Genomic DNA, 18,480 nt, shown 5'->3' on the forward strand with positions numbered 1-18,480 from the left:
TTATTTCGTCTTTATACTTTTTTATTCTTCTATTAAATACCATAAAAAAAACTATTTATCTACAAGACTTTTCCTCATAGAAAAATAGTTTATAATAATCATAATTTGAACGTATTAATTGTTTTAGTAACCTCTTTAAATGTTTGATCTAACATTGCTACAACCTCATTTAGTTCGGAAACCATTGTTACTTGTAAGTCGGAAGCCATTGCTACTTCTTTTGTTCCTTGCACACTATGCTGAGCGATATCATTCATCTGCTCTGTAGTAGCTAATATTTCTTCAGAGCCTGCCGACATTTCTTCAATAACAGCAGAATCATCTTGAATTTTATTGTTTACCTCAACAACTGATTTTAATATTTTTTCTAGGCTTTCACCGATACGTTGTACAGCCCTATTACCTGCTTGTACATCTATGGAACTTCCAGACATTTCATGTAATGCTCGTTCTGTAATGGTCTTAAAGCTGTTCAAATGTGTATGTATTTCATCCGCAGATGCTTTAGACAGTTCAGCTAGCTTACGCACTTCATCTGCAACAACTGCAAACCCCTTACCCGCTTCTCCAGCTCTTGCCGCTTCTATTGCCGCATTTAATGCCAATAAGTTGGTTTGGTCTGCAATGCTCGTAATAATCGTTACCATCTCTTCAATTGAACCGAATCTATCCCCCATTTCCTCAACATGTTTAGCCGTTCGTAAAACAGAGGATTCCACATTTTGAATTTGAGATACGACCTCTTGAGAATGATTCACGCTTGTTTCCACTAGACCTGTCATTGTTGAAGATGACTCAGCAATCTCAGAAGTTGTATCGGCCAGTCGTTGTATACCAATCGACATTTCATTCATCGTTAATACAACTTCTTGATTATTTTGCTGTTGTTGCTCACTGCCAGCAGCGATTTCAACAATACGATCAGCAATTTGAGCATTTGATGTTTCAACATGTTGTGTAGTTTCATCAATCTTTTTCACCACATTTTGTAAGGTGAATGTTTGTTGCTGAATGGTTTGGAATGTTTCTTTTAATTTTTGCAAGGCCTCCTGAAAGGCTTGGGCAAAAATAGAGATTTCATTTTTCCCTTTGAGTTGGATTTTTTCAACCTCCATTGATGCCTTCGCTATATCTCCTTGTGCAAAACTTGTCACTGCGTCTCCTAATTTCGCTAATGGCTTAAGCGCTCGATTTATGTAACGGTACATTATAAGCATGACAATTCCGGTTAAAATTAAAATTACTATAATTAATGCTGGCAAAATGGCTGTCAGTACAGCATTTGCTACACCACTTACCTCGTTAGCCTCTATATCTACCCCTATAAACGCCACAATGTTTCCTGATGCATCCTTTAATGGTACTGTACCAGACAAATAATCCCCAAAACCGCTATGTAAAATATCAGAATAATAACTCCCTGCATCCATTACTTTTTCAATATCTTTATATAATGTAGAAGCAGACTCCTCTCCTATAACCCCCGCATTTTCTTCGTCGTCCGCTGGCATACCATCGACTAAAAATCGAACTTTTTTATCTTCCTGTGGAACAGCGAAAGTATAGGCATACAGGACCCCATTTACTTCACGTAATTCATTTAGTTCTTCTCTTAGCTGCCAATATAATTTGGATTCCCTTGGGTCCTTAGATAATTGTTCGTACTCCTCTGGGTTTAAATGTTTCGCAATGTTTTCTGCTACTGCGACAGCCTGTGCCCCCATTGTTTTATTGACAGATGATTTCGCTGTATAGATTGTTGTGACAATAAAAAATGCTAACAAAGCTACTAACATCACAAATGACATTAACACAATTCTATTACTTAATTTACCTGTTGCTCGCATAGTTACCTCCTTTAACATACTACTAAGTTAATCTATTTACTATTGTACTATTATTTTCACTATTTCGACAATAAAACTATGCTAATAACGATAACCAAATGACTAAAGCAATTAAAGCAGCGAATAATGTTGGAATGGTAAGAATCATGCCGAATTTAAAATACTGCCCCCAGCTAATTTTAATCCCTTTTTGAGCTAAAATATGAAGCCATATTAATGTCGCAAGTGAGCCGATTGGCGTCATCTTTGGGCCTAAATTAGTGCCAATTATATTGGCATAAATGAGTCCCTCCTTCATCATGCCTGTTGCGCTAGTTTCAGAAATCGCTAGTGCATTAATCATGACAGTTGGAAGATTGTTCATGACTGCTGATAAAACGGCTGCTACAAAACCCATAGTAATGGTCGCTAGTACAAATCCTTGCTGTACAGCATGTTCTAGTAAACTAGCTAGCATACCTGTCATCCCCACATTTTTCAGGCCATAGACTACCACATACATGCCAATGGAAAAGAACACTATATTCCACGGCGCCCCTTTGATAACTCTCTTTGTATCTACAAAAGCACTACGGTTTGCCAACCATAAAAAAACAGCTGCTACACTACATAAAATAAATGACACTGGAACGTGGAACATTTCGCCGATTACAAATCCCACTAGTAAAATTACTATTACATACCAAGATATCGAAAATAATTTCGTGTCTCTAATCGCCTGTTTTGGTTGTTCAACTGCCTCAAGAGAATAGAACTGTGGTATAGAACGACGAAAAACTAAATAAAGTACAGCTATACTTGCTATTAAAGAAATGAAATTAGGTACCACCATATGAATTGCATAATCCTTAAAGCCTATCTCAAAAAAATCTGCTGATACAATATTTGTTAAATTACTAATAACAAAAGGTAAGGATGTTGTATCTGCTATAAAGCCACTAGCAATAATAAATGGAAAAATCATTTTTTCAGTCAAATTCAGTTTTCTAACCATCGCTAAAACAATGGGTGTTAATATTAATGCCGCCCCATCGTTCGCGAATAGCGCTGATACTATTGCACCTAAGCAAGCAATATAAACAAATAAACGTAAACCACTCCCTTTAGCAAGTTGTGCCATATGAAGTGCAGCCCATTCAAAAAAGCCAATTTCATCTAAAATAAGTGAAATTAAAATAATACCAATGAATGATAATGTTGCATTCCAAACAATTCCTGTTACTTCTAGAACATCCTGCCATGTAACTACCCCAATTATCAGTGCAATGGCAGCTCCTATACAGGCTGACCAACCAATTGATATTTTACGTGGCTGTACAATAACAAAAAATAAAGTCACTAAAAACAAAATAATCGCTAATGCAGTCTGCATGGTTTTACCCCCTAAATAAAAACCAGTAGCTTTATGTGCTACTGGTTTACTCGATAAATAAATATATTGGATTATTCGCCTAAATCAGCATTATGGAAGACATTTTGTACATCTTCTAAATCTTCTAATGCATCGATTAATTTTTCAAATTTTGCAACATCATCGCCAGTTAATGTTACTTCCGTTTGTGGTAGCATAGAAAGCTCAGCTACAGTGAATTCTTGTATGCCAGCAGCCTTTAATGCTTCTTGTGTGGCAAAAAATTGGTCCGGTTCTGCATAAATAATAACCGCTTCCTCTTCTTCCAGAATATCACGAGCATCTACATCTGCTTCCATTAAAATTTCTAGTACTTCATCAGCTGTTTTACCTTCTATACCGATAACTGCAGTAGAATCGAACATATAAGCGACAGATCCACTAACACCCATATTCCCGTTATTCTTACCAAATGCTGCGCGTACATCAGATGCTGTACGATTTACATTGTTTGTTAAAGCATCTACGATAATCATTGTGCCGGCTGGACCAAAACCTTCATAACGTAATTCATCAAAATTTTCGTCACCGCCACCTTTTGCTTTATCGATGGCTTTTTCTATAATATGTTTAGGAACACTATATGTTTTTGCACGTTCAAGCACCACTTTAAGTGCACGGTTTGACTCTGGATCTGGTTCGCCTGATTTAGCTGCCACATAAATTTCTCGCCCGAATTTAGCATTGATACGGCTAGTGCTTTGATCTTTAGACGCTTTCTTTTCTTTAATGTTATTCCACTTACGACCCATTGTTTCCACTCTCTTTCAAAGGATAGATTTATAAAAATGATAGATATGCAGTTGCACATCTTAAAATGGTAATTAAATACTTATCGTATCTTTACTCTGCAAATAATAACATAATGATGCTTACAAAGCTAGATATACCAATGTTTATGCTTATTTTTTCTGTAGCAATTGCTGTAAAAATTTACGCTATTTAGCATCCTTCTATAACAATTCCTCTTTAATTTTTTCTAGCAATGCCGTACAGCCTTCTAGCACTAAATCATAGGTTTCTTGAAAATCCCCTGTGTAATAAGGATCAGGAACATCTTTTCGATGTTCTGTTAAATCTAAAAAACGAAAAACCTTTGGTGAAGACGGATTCCCCAATATCGTCCAGATATTACGAATATTACTTTCATCCATACCAATAATGTATGTGAATTTTTCTAAATCAGACTTTTGTAGCTGTCTACCTAGCATTCCCGTTGTAGAAATACCGTATTCTCTAAGCTTATCCTGTGTGCCTTGGTGAGGAGGTTCATCAATATGCCATGAGCTTGTAGCCGCAGAGTCCACAATAATTTTATCGTCTAAACATTCTTTTCTCACTAGCTCTCGCATAACTGCCTCCGCCATTGGCGAACGACAAATATTGCCTAAGCAAACGAAAAGTACTTGTATCATTACGATTATCCTCCTACAACAAAGCACCCAAAATCAATGTGATTCTGAGTGCCATTTCATTTTATTTTACTGCAATACGATTTTGTAATTCTTCTGTTAAAGCGACCAGTTCACGTTCCAGGTGTTGAGTGAATTGCTCGCGCCCTTCTTTTCCTTTACCTGTCACATAAAACGGCTCGCCATAAATTAAATAGCCTTTATTACGCTTCATGACATCTCCTACATTACGTGCACCAACGTAAGCAGCTGGAACAATTTGCGCCTTTGCCAGTTGAGCAATTGTAATGGCTCCTTGCTTTAAGTCCGTTCCCTCCGCATTTCGTGTTCCAGATGGGAATATCCCAACTACTTTTCCCTCCTTCAATAACTGTGAAGGAATTTTAATAACACTTGGACCAGGATTATCACGGTCCACTGGGAAGGCATTTAAATGTTCAATAAGCCAACCAAGACCCTTCATTTCAAATAATTGCTTCTTTGCCATAAAGTGAATTTCCTGAGGGTACATGGCAACGCCGAGGTTTAAAATATCTACATAGCCTGTATGCGTACAAGCTATAATATATCCACCTTCTTTTGGCAAGTTTTCTTCTCCATATACACGAGCTTTCGAACCCATTAGTTTTAATATTACTTTAACAATATTTGCTACTAATTTATACACTGTTACATTCCTACCTTATTCAATAGTTATTCCCATTGTAATCGAAAAGATCCGTATACTGCAATTGTAGGTGACCATCTTACACCTTTCCAACCAATAGATCTACATCAATCGTAATTTCATTTAAAACAATATCTGTCTCATTTTTTTTATGCCAGCCCATCGGTGTCATCTCCAGTAGTGCAGGTACAAGCTCCTTAGCGAGTGGCAACGTATAGGTAACACGTTCTACATTCACTTCTCCAAAACTATCTTGGAAACGAGCAACAATTTGTTCATTAGAATATGTTTCCTTGCTCGAATCTGCATATAATTGAGCACGCAGCTCCTGTAAATAGCCGCTTTGTGGCACCACCTTTACAATACAGCCATTAGGCGCAAGAAGCCTTTTAAATTCTTGATAATTTGCTGGCGATAAAATATTTAAAATAGCGTCAAAGCTGCCTTGCGAAAAAGGACTCTTCGCTAAATCGCCAACAGACCAAATTTGCTGTGGATAATGACGTGCCGCAGCCAAAATTCCCTCTTTAGCTATATCAATACCAATGCCTACTCCATTCTTTTTCTCATTCATAATTCGGGCTAAATGCGATCCCTCTCCACAACCTGTATCGAGCACTGTATTCGCAGAATTAATAAGCTCCCCAATCTTTGCTTCTACAATATCATAAACCCCGCTATCAATAACAGCCTTACGAGATTCAAAAAGATCCTTACTATATTTAGAAGTAGAGCCCTGTGTCAGCATGTTGATATAGCCCTGCTTGGCAATATCAAACGAGTGATTGGCAGAACAAACGAGTCTCCCCTGCTCATAGACGTGCATGGATTGCTGACATAAAGGGCATGCAAAAAGTGTGATATATTGATCTATCAATGCTGCTCCTATTGCACGTTTAGATAGTGCTCCCATTGCTACTCCTCCTTCTGTTCATTCGGTGAAATGAGGGCGAAACGCTCCCATTTTCGGCTTTTCCATCTAAAGTATACAATAATTGCCCTTACCCATTCATCTGCAGAGATAGCTAACCAAATACCTACCAAACCCCAATCGAGGACGAATACAAAAAAGTAACCTAATGGGAGGCTCATGCAAACCATCGACAAAAAACCGATTTTAACAGGGAACCTTGCGTCTCCTGAGGCACGTAAGGAGTTAATGACGACTATGTTCATCGTTCGACCAGTCTCTAGCACTATACTTAACGCCAAAACAGATGCTCCGATAGCTATGACCTCAGGGTTATCTGTAAAAATATGCATAAGCTGCTTGCGGAAAATGGTCACTACACCAACCATAATAATGGTAAAAATAAATGCTGCTCGGACACTTTTCCATAGTTGATGATAAGCCTCGTCCTTTTCTCCAGCACCTACATGCCTGCCGATAATGATGGCCGTTCCTGTCCCAATGGCAATAGCGAATAAATAGGTGAACATAGATATGTTCATAGCATATTGTCTCGCCGCCAAAGTTTCTGCCCCTAAATATGTGGCATAATATAAAAATATGATCTGGCAAAACTGATAAAGAACCTGCTCAAAGGCAGACGGTAAACCAATGTTTAAAATTTTTCTTACATATTCCTTAGAATATTCGAAGTAGTAATGTAGCTTTACTCGTACTTCCATCACTTGATAAAGCAACCAGAAAAATACGAGCATCGCTAATCCTCTACTAATCACTGAGGATATGGCTGCACCTTTTACACCAAGCTCTGGTAATCCGAAATTTCCAAAGATTAAGCCGTAATTAAGTACAACATGCAGTACATTCATGCCAAGTGATACATACATCGTCTGCTTCGTCCAACCATGAACACGAATAATTGCTGCAAGTGCATTAATGATTGCTTGAAGGAAAATAAAACTCCCAATAATAACTAAATAACTTTGAGCATAATGGAGTACTTCACCTTGCAAGTTCATCATCGACATTAAATGACTAGCAAAGAAGAAAAATAGAACACTCATTATAAGTCCAACTGCCAAATTCATTGTGACTGCTAGAGCGGATATTTTCGCTGCCTCAAAAAAACGTTTTGAACCTAAATATTGTGATACAACGATGGACGCACCATTGCCGACTACCTCAAGAATTAAAATAGCGATATGAATATATTGATTTGCTGCACCAACCCCTGATACAGCATTATCTGATAGAGCACTAAGCATAAAAGTATCGGCTAGTCCCATTAACATAAATAAAAATACTTCTAAAAAGATAGGCCATGTTAAATGGAATAGACTTAACTTATTCGTTCCTTTCATTGTGTCTGCCAATACCTTCACTTCTCCTACACTTTTCTTAAAAATCTATTGTATCTTATCATAAAATTTCAGACTGTAAAGAGATTTATAGGAAGACAGCGCTTCCACATAAAAAATCCCTCTCACTAAATTTGTGAAAGGGTTTTTATTTAAATTAAGCAAAAGGACTGTAATTGCTCACGCTTATCGGCTGTTAGGCCAAACTCCTGCTCCAAAAAGGCTGTCTTTGAGCCATAACGATGATCCATAGCGTCAAGTGCTGCCTGTAAGTAGTCTTCACGAGCAGACATTAAAGCATAAAATTGCTGTAATTCTTGTTCGTTATATTGGTGCTCAATCGTTTGAGCCATTCTTTCTACCATGGGACGCAAATGGATATTCGTATCTAAATAATCTTCCATAATAGTTTCCTCAGGTACATCTAAAGCCAATAAAATAAGAGCTCCGCCAATTCCTGTTCGGTCTTTTCCAACTGCGCAATGATGGACTAGTCCTAAATTATCAGGGTTTTGTATCGTCAACATTAATTCCTTAAAAGAGGGATTATGGAAAGGCATTTGTGCATAAAAGTCCTTGAACATATCAGCGTTAACTACTTTATAAAACTCTCTACCACCTGTATTTGTTGGCATTTCAAAAGCATGCTTTCCCTTCGCCGGGATTTGAATATATCGAGTTTGTGGAAATACAGGATTAGGGTTATGTTGTACTTCATTCGTGTCACGATAATCAAAAATTGTTTTAATACCTAATGTTTCAAATAATTCTTTATCTGTCGATGTCATTTTACCAAGTGCGGCGGAGCGATAAAATAAGCCCTCCCTTATAACACGCCCATCTCTCGTTTGATACCCCCCCATATCTCGGAAATTATAAACGGCCTCAAACGAAATATTTTTTTGTACTTGCTTCACTGAACTACACCTCCCTATATTAATAAGTGTTCTTATCTTTATTCTATCGAACAAACTACATGAATACCAATTTTCACACTAGGTAATAAAATAAAAAATGCTAGCTGTAATAAACAACTAGCATTTTCTACGATCTTATTTATATAACTCTGGATACACAGCTTTAACAACTAGCTCAACTGCTTCACCGATACGCGGACCTGGGCGATTTGAGATATCTGTGTCAAGGGGTTGAACTGCCTTATTTTGAATAGCTGATACCGTATTCCACCCATCACGAGCAAGGATTTCTCCAATTGGATTTTCTGTATAGTTGACTGTTGTTAAAATGACGTCTGGATTTCTCGCAATAACATCTTCCTCAGATACTAGCTTCCAGCCATTTAAATCTGCAAACACATTCTTTACATTTGCCGTATTTAGTATTTCTTGTTGGAAAGTGCTAGAGCCTGCTGTATATATTTCTGGCTTTGGACTAATCTCTAAATAAACATTTTTGGGTGTTTTTACTTCTTTAACCTTTGTTTTCACATCAGCGATTTTTGCTTTAATTTCTTCGTTTAATGCCTTTCCTTTATCCTTCACATCCATAACGGCAGCAATTTGTTCGATATCTCCATATACATCATCGAATGTAGCCGCTGATTGAATAACAAACACTTTAATTCCTGCATCTTCGAGTGGCTTAAGTGCATCCTTCTTACCAATCGTATACGCAATCACAACATCTGGCTTTAACGCTATAATTCGCTCACTGTTATAATTCACAGTATCAGAAACACGTTCGATTTTTTGAGCTGCTTCTGGATAAGTATCATATTCAGTGGCACCTACAATTTTATCGCCAACCCCTAGTGCAAATAGAATTTCTGTGTTACTAGGTTGTAAAGACACAACTGTTTTTGGCACTTCCTTAAACTCTATTTCCACACCACGATCATCGGTTACTTTATAACTTGTTTGCTCAATCTTTTGTTCATCTTGAGACACATCCTTATTTTTTGTATCTCCCGCGGTACCACAACCTGCTAAAACGAGCGCTAGCAATAAGACCGATAGCCAGTGTAAATTAAATAGTTTCTTCATTATTATTCACCTTTTTCTTTTTCATTGGATAGGATTTACTCATAAACGGAATTTCAGCTATTCCGGCTTGTTGATTCATATAGACAGCCATTACAAAACATACATTGGCTAATAAGCCTAAATAATCAAAGAGAATAGACGGCACCTCTTGTTCTTCTGAAACCTTGTGTAAAGTTCGATACGATTTTTTCGCCTCACTACGGCAAAGATGTAGAGCAGCCGCCGCCTCTGTTCCTTGAGGTAAAACAAAATTTTGAATCTCATCCTTCACATGACGAACATAAAAATCATAGCGCGCACTTAACCAGGATAGATCTTCATCTGTAACTGCTAGCTTTCCACGAACAGAGCCATTAACATGATAAGCCATAGGTAAAATCTGCATTAAATCATCTGCAACAGCCTGGACATCCTCTTTCTTCACTACAGCTAGTGCAACCCCTATATGCGTTGTTAAACTATCTGTGCGAATCTCAAAATCGACAGTTGAAGCCCTCTCACGCATAAAAGGATAACAAGAATAACGTGCATCTTTTTTCAATCTACTATCCCCCCATTTTTCCAAATGAAAATTCTCGCTTGTTCAGTACATAAAAAAACGTCGCTCCTCACGCAAAGGAACGACGAAAATAACATAATGATTGTCATACAAACACGACACTGCCTATGTATTTGCCGTATATCCTCCTAGCTTCCGAAGAGTTGTTATACGTTCAAATAAAGGTCGGTCTCCTGGCTTGTACAATGCTATTATATGAAATATATAATAGCTATAAAGAACCTTCCCATTTCCTACGAAACAGTGGCTAATCTTTATAATGGCTGTACTTACAGTTGCGGAAACAGCTTCGGCTTTTACCGAATTCCCGATTATGCTAGCAAGCACCTTTATTCTGCAAGAATAATTCACTTGTAATGCAGTTTATCATAGATTGATAGGAAAAAATAGTTACGTACAAAAAGGATACTCGTTTTATAGGCGATATCATAGCATTAAAGTTACTCGACTATAATACTTTTTCAATTGCTTGCTCAATATCAAGCTGTGAGTCTGTAGGCTCAAAGCGAGCTACGGTTTTTCCGCTTGCATCTACTAAAAATTTAGTAAAATTCCAGCGAATATTTCGACCATCTAAGAAACTTGGAGCAAATTGAACGATCGCCTCAGCCAGCATTTTCTCCTGCATGCTTGCTTTCCCGAATTCACGGAAATCGACTTCATGTTTTAAATAATTAAATAAAGGATGTGTCGTCTCACCATTTACTTGGATAAGCTCAAAAATGGGGAACGTAACTCCGTAGTTTACTTTACAAAGATGCGCAGTTTCCTCTCCATCTTCTGGATTTTGGTGGCCAAATTGATCGCAAGGAAAACCTAGAACGACAAAATTATTTTTTCCATATTTATCGTACATTTTTTGTAAGTCTTCAAATTGATATGTAAATCGGCACTGATTAGCTGTATTAACTATTAGCAATGTTTTACCGCGAAATGTTTCCATTGATAAAATTTCACCATTCGGCTTTCGTACTAAATAATTATAAATGCTCATTCCCTAACCCCTTTTGTTTTTTTATATATTATAATTGACTATTCTCCAATAACCAAAGAGTTTGCACAAAAAACACCATCTCGTTACTAGGAACGGATGGCTGACTTATATTTCTTTTTATATTTAACATTTTGCTCTTCATTAATTAATCGATGTGCTATGTCTAATAATTTAGAATCACTCGTATGATCATATAATTTTTTTAAGGATACAATAATATCATAGCGAATGAGAGTAGGATGCTTCTCATCTAAACAAGTTTGAAATCTCTTGGCTAAAAAAGATACAACTAAATCGCTTTGTACTTGGCCTGCTAAACCAATTTTCCAAATAGCTTGTAATGTATGCCTTGCCGTGACAGGCTTATCATCATAGGTCACAGCCCAAATCTTTAAAAAATCTTCCAATACTCTTTCTTCGGGATCACTGTTTGCAGCTAAAGCACATAAAATTTGCGCGGCAAGTGCACGGGCATGGCCATTTTTATATGTAAGTGCTTGTACAAGCTGTTCCCACACTGCATATGTCCAATCTACGGGCTCCTGCAGAATTTTCATCAGTTCCTCGTAAGATTCATATTGTATATCTCGATTACGCTCTGTTAGATTATTAAAAAGTTGCAAAATCTCTTTTTCCATAATTTATCCCTACCTTTATTGTTTCAGAACGTCATTAAACTTTATTTATGGTACACTTAACTTAATTTTTTTCGCAAAGAAGGTGAGTTTATGAATAAATTTAATGCTAGGAAATTGATTTTTCGATTGCTAGTGATTCTGTCCCTAATTATAGCTGCTTATTTTATTATTCCTGTATCTATGCCGTTAATATTAGCAGCTATTAGCGCATTTTTCCTTGAACCGATCGTCATGTTCTTTAAAAGGCGCTGGAAAATGTCTCGAAAAATTGCAGTTGCCTTTATATACATAGTGAGTGTCATTATAATTTCTATTATTTGCTATATTTCAATTACACAGATCATGACGCAAATAATTTTATTGTCTAAGCAAGCTCCCTATTATATTTCCAAGCTATCAGATATGTGGCTTCATATGCAAGAAAATATTTCTAAATACACTGAAGACTTTCCACCTGAAGTTAGTACTTCGCTTCAAAAAACCACAATGGATTTCATAAAGAAAATTGAAGAAACTTTTTTAAGTTTCTTTAATTATAGCAAAGTTTCAGCCTTCTTTTCAGAGATTCCAAGGCTATTTATCAGTCTTCTCGTCTATATGATTGCCCTATTCCTATTTATGCTTGATCTGCCAAAATTGAAGCGCATTACTTATAAGTATTTAAAGCCTAATACAGCAAAGAAAATAAAAATTATTTTAAACCGTTTAAAGGATGCAACATTAGGCTATATGAAAGCACATTTATTTGTAAGCTTCATTATTGGAGGCGTTACACTTGTTGGACTTTTATTAATCCAGCCGAAATACGCCATAACGATGACTATTATTATTTGGCTGATAGATATAGTCCCTTTTTTAGGCTCCATCATTATTCTAGCACCGTGGGGGTTTTATCACCTTTTAATGGGAAACACAGCTATTGCTGTAAAATTATTCATCTTAGCTGCTATTTTACTCATTATTCGTCGTGTAGTCGAGCCTAAACTAATGGGAGACCATATCGGTTTATCAACTTTACCAACATTAATTGCTATGTTTATTGGTCTACAGTTATTTGGAATTATCGGTTTGCTTATTGGACCCTTTGTCATTATTTTCTTTATCGCCTTGAAGGAAACAGGCATCATTAAAGTGAACTTTAAAATTTAATCCCAATAAAAAAGGTCATCTTTGTATTTTTTCTTTACAAAGATGACCTTTTTATCAAGTTAATCGTCTATATAATATGGTGGCTTATTGAATTCGACCAAAGCCTACTAAATATTGATTCCACCAATCAAGTGATTCAATGACAACACCATTATTTTGAGCATCAATCATTGTGTTGTTACCTAAGTAGATACCTACATGCGCTACACCTGAGCCATAGCTAAAGAATACTAAGTCACCAACACGTGCTTCACCAGCAGAAATACGTTGTGTTGCTAAATATTGTTGTGATGCAGTACGTGGTAAAGAAACGCCTGCTTGTTTGTAAGACCATTGTACAAGACCAGAACAGTCAAACCCTGAAGTTGGATTATTACCACCCCATACATATGGACGACCAAGGAATTGTTTTGCTGTAGAAATTGCATCACCTGAAGAGGCAGTACCAGCGCCTGAACCAACGATAATTTTTTGTGGTTGTTCACCATCACCGTTATTTTGAGTAGCTTGTACTACTGGTGTTGCTGCTTGAAGAGCACGTAAACGAGCCGCTTCCTCTTCTGCTGCCTTACGTTCTGCTTCTAAACGCTCTTCTTCCTGTTTTGTAGCAATTTGAGCTTTTAAGGCTAATGATTTTGCTTCATTTTCAGCCTTTTTCACTTCCATTTCGCTTTCTTTTTGTTGAAGCTCTTGGAATTGTTTTTGAAGCTCTTTTTGTTTTTCATCTAATGTAGCTTTTTGTTGCTCTAAGCTCGCTTTGTCAGCTTCTTGTTGATCCACTAATTCTTGGTCCGCATCCATTAATGTTTTAACCGCTACGACACGGTCCATTAAATCGGCAAAGCTTTTTGCTTCAAGAACTACATTTAAATAAACACCGACTGTGTTGTCTTGTGCTTGGTATGCAGCCATACGTTCACTTAAGATTTTAGAACGTTGCTCAATACGTTTTTTTGTTTCAACAATACTAGCATCCACTTCTTTAATTTCCGCTTGTACTTGTTTAAATACTTTTACTTTTTCGTCGATCTCTTGTTGTAATTTCGTTAGTTCTTCTTGTAATTTTTTAACCTGTGCATCTATTTCAGCCTTTTTCTCAATCATTTGTTGAGAAGTTTCTTCAGCATGTACTTCTGTTGGTTGAATTGTATTAAATAATAAGCCGCCTGCTAGTGCTAAAGCTAGCACCATCGACTTACGCCATTTATTGCGCTTACCCACGTACCTTCATTTCCCTTCATTTATCAATTTCGCTCTGAATACTCTATGTAATCTGTTGAACGATTCTATATTTAATCATTTGTTCTTATATATTTGTTTTAGCCTTTTAAAGTTTAGCATTTCCAGCATAACTTTTATACTATTTCCTATCTATTTAATACATTAGTAAAACTCGAAACATTTCTGTAACATTCGCGTAAAATACCAATTATTCTACAACGCACTTATTTATTCTACATACATCTGTTTTTAGCTAATTCGACATTAGTCCCACGATCTACTTTGTAATGTTTTTGTAATATTACTCAGAAATGTTTCAAAAAAAAGAGGCAGGGAATTGATCCCTACCTACTGTTTCATGGAACGCAATGCCTGTATTGATAACCTTACTAACAAAATTGCACATAAAAATAACCCTAAATAAGCAGCAGTGTTTAGGTACACTGCATAAGAATCATGAATAAATTGTGAGATTGCCAAAAGGGCAACAGATATAATTCCAAATGTAATCCCTACTAAAAGCAGTACAAATCGTGAAAACAAATGGGTGATGAATCGGGCATTATGTTCATCAGAAAATATATCGTGATGTAAAATAATTTTCCCACTTTCTACACGCTGAATTAGTTGATCCACTCTTCTTGGCATTTTACGCAAAGTTGGTATCAGCATGGATAATTCCTCTTGCAACCGTTCTTTTGTAGCCATAGGTTCTTTAAATGGCTTTAGGAAAGAAGCACGCATATATGTAGCAGAAAAATCTTTAGCTTCCGTAAAAATATCAAAACGTGGATCAATTACCCTTAATGTTCCATCTAATGTCACCAATGAGCGGAGTGCTAAACCTACCGCAGGGTAAAAGGCAAGTCCAAAATCCCGCACCACGGTAAATAAAGCATGTATTAATTCTTCTGTTGGTATGCGATCTACATATGAGATTTTTAGTAAAATTTGATCAATTGCTTGTTCCATTCTTGCGCGTTCCGCATGATCCGCATTTTCCACTAATAGTGTTAAGCCATCGTACAAAACGCTGGAGTCGTTGAGCTGAATACCCATCAAGAATAGCTTTAAACCCTCTTGTTGTGTGGCCCCCAATCTTCCAACTGCTCCAAAATCGAGCAATACGGGTGTACCATCCTTCTCATCAATGTGAATATTTCCAGGATGAGGATCAGCATGAAAAATACCTGAAAAAAGCATCTGTTCGAAAAAAGAATATAATACCGTTCTAGCAAATCGTCTGCGATCAATGGACAGACGATTGAATTCAGCTCCCCCATCCGCCACACTATGTCCACGAATATATTCCATCACAATAATATTTTCATTACTGTAAGCTGTATAAATTTTCGGAATCCGGACCTTATAATCACTTTTAGCTAATGCGTTCTTTACCTGTAGCGTATTACGTACCTCAATATCTAAATGAATCTCCTCACGTAGCCCATCTGCAAATCCACCAGCAAGCTCACGAAAGCCTAGTGACTCTGCCCATGTAGATTTAGATGAAAGCCAATTTGCAAATTCCTCTAATATTTCAAGATCATCGCGCATAATCCCTTTTACTTCAGGACGCAGAAGCTTGACGACAACATCTTCATAATTTTTTAGTCGGGCCTTGTGCACCTGACCGATTGAGGCCGCTGCAATGGGCTCCATTTGAAATTGACTAAATACTTCATCCATAGGTTGAGGAAGTGAGCCCTCTAAAATATCTGTTACTTGCTCTACTGGTAAAGGCTTCACACGATGCTGTAGCCTTTCTAGCTCATCTATAAAGATGGGTGAAAATAATTCTTTACGCGTAGATAGTACTTGTCCAAATTTAATGAATATCCCACCACATTGCTCTAATGTTGCTCGCAATGCAATCGCCAGCTCTTTTTCGTTTTCACGTTGCCTTGCATATTTAATCGTTTGTACGACACCGTTTGTAACAGCAATTTTTAAAACTTGTCGCAATCGTTTCTGCTGTCGCCAATAGCTACGCAGTCGTAATAGCAAAGATTTTTGGCCATTTCTGCGATCTCCCGTTGTTATGCCACTTGGATCAAAGAGCTCAAAAACCAAATACAGCAACATAGAAATGAGTAGCATACTCCCTATCCAAATTAATGTGCTGACCTCTGTCACTGTTTGCATCATTGTTTCAGACAAAAAATCTGTATGACGCAAATAAGAGTACCAGTAAACAAAAGAGGTTAATGTCACACTAATAACGACTGAAAGCACTCTTCGCACAAAATTGATATTTGAGCCAATTAATCGTCCGCTCACAATATAAATCAAACCCGATACTATCATGATTTGGAACAAAAACTTCAAAAAAATCAACAGCGTCACCTCCCATATCAGTCCCATTTCCTACTACTGTAAGTATAGCAAATTTATACATCAACTTGCTGTCACAAGGTACACCTAAGGAAATTTGTTAAGTTATTAACTTGATAAAATACCTTTTGGGGTATATTATTTAATTGTAGTGTTTATACTGCATAATTTATCTATTCAGAGAACTTCAACCTTTATTTAAAAGCACTTATATACCCTATTATGTATTAATTTTAAAAGGAGTGTTTACAATTGAGTAAAAAATTTTTAATAGTTGGTGGCGTTGCAGGTGGGGCATCCACTGCTGCTCGTATCCGTCGTCTCGATGAAAGGGCAGAAATAATTATGTTTGAAAAAGGGCCAAATGTTTCATTCTCTAATTGTTCTCTCCCCTTCCATTTAAGCGGGATTGTTGAAAATAGTGACAAATTAATTTTAATGACGCCTCAAGGCTTTCAAGCAAAATACAATATCGAGGCTCGTGTTCAGCAAGAAGTTGTACGTATTAACAGAGAGCAAAAAACCATCACTATTAAGGATTTAACAATAAATAGAGAGTATGAGGAAAGTTACGATACGTTAATTTTATCTCCAGGAGCAAGTCCTATCGTCCCCGACTTAGAGGGTATTCATTCTGAGCACGTCTTTACCATTAGAAACGTGACTGATATTGAGCGTTTAAATCGATATCTACAAACAGATCATGTACAGGACATTGCAGTGGTCGGCGGGGGCTTTATTGGTGTAGAGGTAGCAGAAAATTTGAAGCTAGCAGGCTATAATGTCTCTTTAGTTGAATTCGGCCAACAAATTATGGCTCCTTTTGATGTTGATATGGCTCAAATATTGCACAAGGAAATGATTGATAAGGGGGTTCAAGTCATTGTCAATGACGGTCTTGCAAAGGTTACTCCAGATTATGTGACGTTAAATTCTGGAAAACAATTGACAGCACAAGCAGTAGTGTTAGCGATTGGCGTTCGTCCTGAAATCCACTTAGCTAAAGAGGCTGGGCTAACTATCGGTGAACTAGGGGGCATTCTGGTTGATGCTAATTATGTGACATCTGATCCTTCCATATACGCTGTGGGAGATGCGATTGAAGTATTCCATCAACTTACCCATAAACAGACGCGCCTCGCTTTGGCTGGTCCCGCTCAGCGACAGGCACGTGCTGCAGCTAATCATATGTTTAACATCACTCAACACAATAAAGGGGTTATTGGATCTTCAAGTGTACAAATTTTCGACCTCGTATGTGCATCAACTGGTTTGAACGAAAAAACAGCTCGAGCAAATGGCTTTCAGTCTAAAAGCGTTTATTTGATAGCTCCAGATAAAGTAGGCTTAATGCCAAATAGTCATGCTCTTCATTTTAAGCTCGTTTATGAAACACCCACAGGTAAAATCCTTGGAGCCCAAGCTATAGGTAAAGGCAATGCAGATAAAAGGATTGATGTGATAGCAACCCTCATCTCCATGGGTGGTACTTTAGAAGATTTGAAGGAGCTAGAGCTATCCTATTCTCCAATGTTTAGCACTGCCCGTGATATTGTCAATTTGGCAGCTCTTGTAGCTCAAAATCTATTACACGGATACTTCAAACAAATAAAAGTAGATGAAGTGAGACCACTTATTGAAAATCAAGCCTACTTCTTAGACGTACGTGAAAAGAATGAATTTGAATCTGGACATCTCCTTCATGCACACAATATTCCTCTAAGTGAACTTCGAGAAAGAATGCATGAGATACCGCAGGATCAACCTGTGTATGTACATTGCCGATCCGGTCAACGTAGCTATAATGCTGTTATGGCCCTTCAGAATAGCGGTTTCTCTAATGTCTTTAACGTAAGTGGGTCATTTCTCGGTATTAGCCTATATGAATATTTTACAGATATCACAACAAACAGAGATAAAATTGTTACTGCTTATAATTTTAAATAACTTAAAAGGGATGCCCATAAAACGGCATCC

The 18,480-nt window shown here is 37.1% G+C and carries 16 protein-coding genes and 1 riboswitch; of the genes, 2 read left to right on the top strand and 14 right to left on the bottom strand.

Translation table 11 applies throughout. The features are described from left to right. Positions 1–98: 98 nt before the first annotated feature. The 12 genes from A2J09_RS17005 to A2J09_RS17060 all read right to left on the bottom strand — a co-directional run bounded on the left by A2J09_RS17005 (position 99) and on the right by A2J09_RS17060 (position 11,799). Positions 99–1,847 carry a methyl-accepting chemotaxis protein gene (locus A2J09_RS17005; protein ID WP_036162376.1) on the bottom strand — a complete coding sequence of 583 codons (1,749 nt, stop codon included), beginning with the start codon at positions 1,845–1,847 and terminating at the stop codon, positions 99–101. A gap of 76 nt (positions 1,848–1,923) precedes the next feature. Continuing rightward, positions 1,924–3,219, bottom strand: coding sequence for an arsenic transporter (locus A2J09_RS17010; protein ID WP_036162377.1), 1,296 nt, complete (start codon positions 3,217–3,219; stop codon positions 1,924–1,926). Positions 3,220–3,290: 71 nt separating this feature from the next. Beyond that, positions 3,291–4,010, bottom strand: a complete 720-nt coding sequence (locus A2J09_RS17015) for a YebC/PmpR family DNA-binding transcriptional regulator (protein ID WP_031416559.1) — start codon at positions 4,008–4,010, stop codon at positions 3,291–3,293. A 201-nt stretch (positions 4,011–4,211) separates the two neighbouring features. After that, positions 4,212–4,673 (bottom strand): low molecular weight protein-tyrosine-phosphatase, encoded by a 462-nt coding sequence (locus A2J09_RS17020; RefSeq protein ID WP_036162380.1) that lies wholly within the window; start codon positions 4,671–4,673, stop codon positions 4,212–4,214. 61 nt (positions 4,674–4,734) lie between these two features. After that, positions 4,735–5,337, bottom strand: a complete 603-nt coding sequence (locus A2J09_RS17025; RefSeq protein ID WP_012295868.1) for a lysophospholipid acyltransferase family protein — start codon at positions 5,335–5,337, stop codon at positions 4,735–4,737. Positions 5,338–5,416: 79 nt separating this feature from the next. Next, the gene (locus tag A2J09_RS17030) at positions 5,417–6,250 is read right to left on the bottom strand and encodes a putative RNA methyltransferase (protein WP_012295869.1); all 834 of its coding nucleotides are present in this window, start codon (positions 6,248–6,250) and stop codon (positions 5,417–5,419) included. Positions 6,251–6,252: 2 nt separating this feature from the next. Next, positions 6,253–7,608, bottom strand: coding sequence for an MATE family efflux transporter (locus A2J09_RS17035; RefSeq protein WP_012295870.1), 1,356 nt, complete (start codon positions 7,606–7,608; stop codon positions 6,253–6,255). Positions 7,609–7,757: 149 nt separating this feature from the next. Beyond that, positions 7,758–8,522 carry a tyrosine-protein phosphatase gene (locus A2J09_RS17040; protein ID WP_031416567.1) on the bottom strand — a complete coding sequence of 255 codons (765 nt, stop codon included), beginning with the start codon at positions 8,520–8,522 and terminating at the stop codon, positions 7,758–7,760. A 135-nt stretch (positions 8,523–8,657) separates the two neighbouring features. After that, the gene (locus A2J09_RS17045; RefSeq protein WP_012295872.1) at positions 8,658–9,608 is read right to left on the bottom strand and encodes an ABC transporter substrate-binding protein; all 951 of its coding nucleotides are present in this window, start codon (positions 9,606–9,608) and stop codon (positions 8,658–8,660) included. Further along, the gene (locus A2J09_RS17050) at positions 9,592–10,149 is read right to left on the bottom strand and encodes a hypothetical protein (RefSeq protein WP_031416569.1); all 558 of its coding nucleotides are present in this window, start codon (positions 10,147–10,149) and stop codon (positions 9,592–9,594) included. Before A2J09_RS17050 ends, A2J09_RS17045 begins: the two co-directional genes overlap by 17 nt. A 163-nt stretch (positions 10,150–10,312) precedes the next feature. Then, positions 10,313–10,513: riboswitch (cobalamin riboswitch) on the bottom strand. Between the two features lie 102 nt (positions 10,514–10,615). Beyond that, the gene (locus A2J09_RS17055) at positions 10,616–11,161 is read right to left on the bottom strand and encodes a glutathione peroxidase (protein ID WP_012295874.1); all 546 of its coding nucleotides are present in this window, start codon (positions 11,159–11,161) and stop codon (positions 10,616–10,618) included. A gap of 86 nt (positions 11,162–11,247) precedes the next feature. Then, complete coding sequence (locus A2J09_RS17060) at positions 11,248–11,799, bottom strand: hypothetical protein (RefSeq protein ID WP_012295875.1); 552 nt, start codon at positions 11,797–11,799, stop codon at positions 11,248–11,250. A 90-nt stretch (positions 11,800–11,889) separates the two neighbouring features. Between A2J09_RS17060 and ytvI the strand changes: the two genes are divergently transcribed. Continuing rightward, a complete protein-coding gene (gene ytvI / locus A2J09_RS17065; protein ID WP_012295876.1) occupies positions 11,890–12,948 on the top strand; it encodes a sporulation integral membrane protein YtvI in 1,059 nt (352 codons plus the stop codon). Positions 12,949–13,032: 84 nt separating this feature from the next. Here ytvI and A2J09_RS17070 read toward each other — a convergent pair whose 3' ends face one another. Both A2J09_RS17070 and A2J09_RS17075 read right to left on the bottom strand, forming a co-directional pair. After that, positions 13,033–14,169, bottom strand: a complete 1,137-nt coding sequence (locus A2J09_RS17070) for a C40 family peptidase (protein WP_012295877.1) — start codon at positions 14,167–14,169, stop codon at positions 13,033–13,035. Between the two features lie 348 nt (positions 14,170–14,517). Continuing rightward, positions 14,518–16,506: an ABC1 kinase family protein gene (locus A2J09_RS17075; RefSeq protein WP_036162384.1), complete on the bottom strand. Its 1,989-nt coding sequence runs from the start codon at positions 16,504–16,506 to the stop codon at positions 14,518–14,520. Between the two features lie 249 nt (positions 16,507–16,755). Here A2J09_RS17075 and A2J09_RS17080 point away from each other — a divergent pair, with 249 nt between their 5' ends. Beyond that, the gene (locus A2J09_RS17080) at positions 16,756–18,450 is read left to right on the top strand and encodes an FAD-dependent oxidoreductase (RefSeq protein ID WP_012295879.1); all 1,695 of its coding nucleotides are present in this window, start codon (positions 16,756–16,758) and stop codon (positions 18,448–18,450) included. Positions 18,451–18,480: the final 30 nt, after the last annotated feature.

Origin of the sequence: Lysinibacillus sphaericus (genome assembly GCF_001629735.1) — a bacterium.
In the GTDB taxonomy this organism is placed as follows: Bacteria; Bacillota; Bacilli; order Bacillales_A; family Planococcaceae; genus Lysinibacillus; species Lysinibacillus pinottii.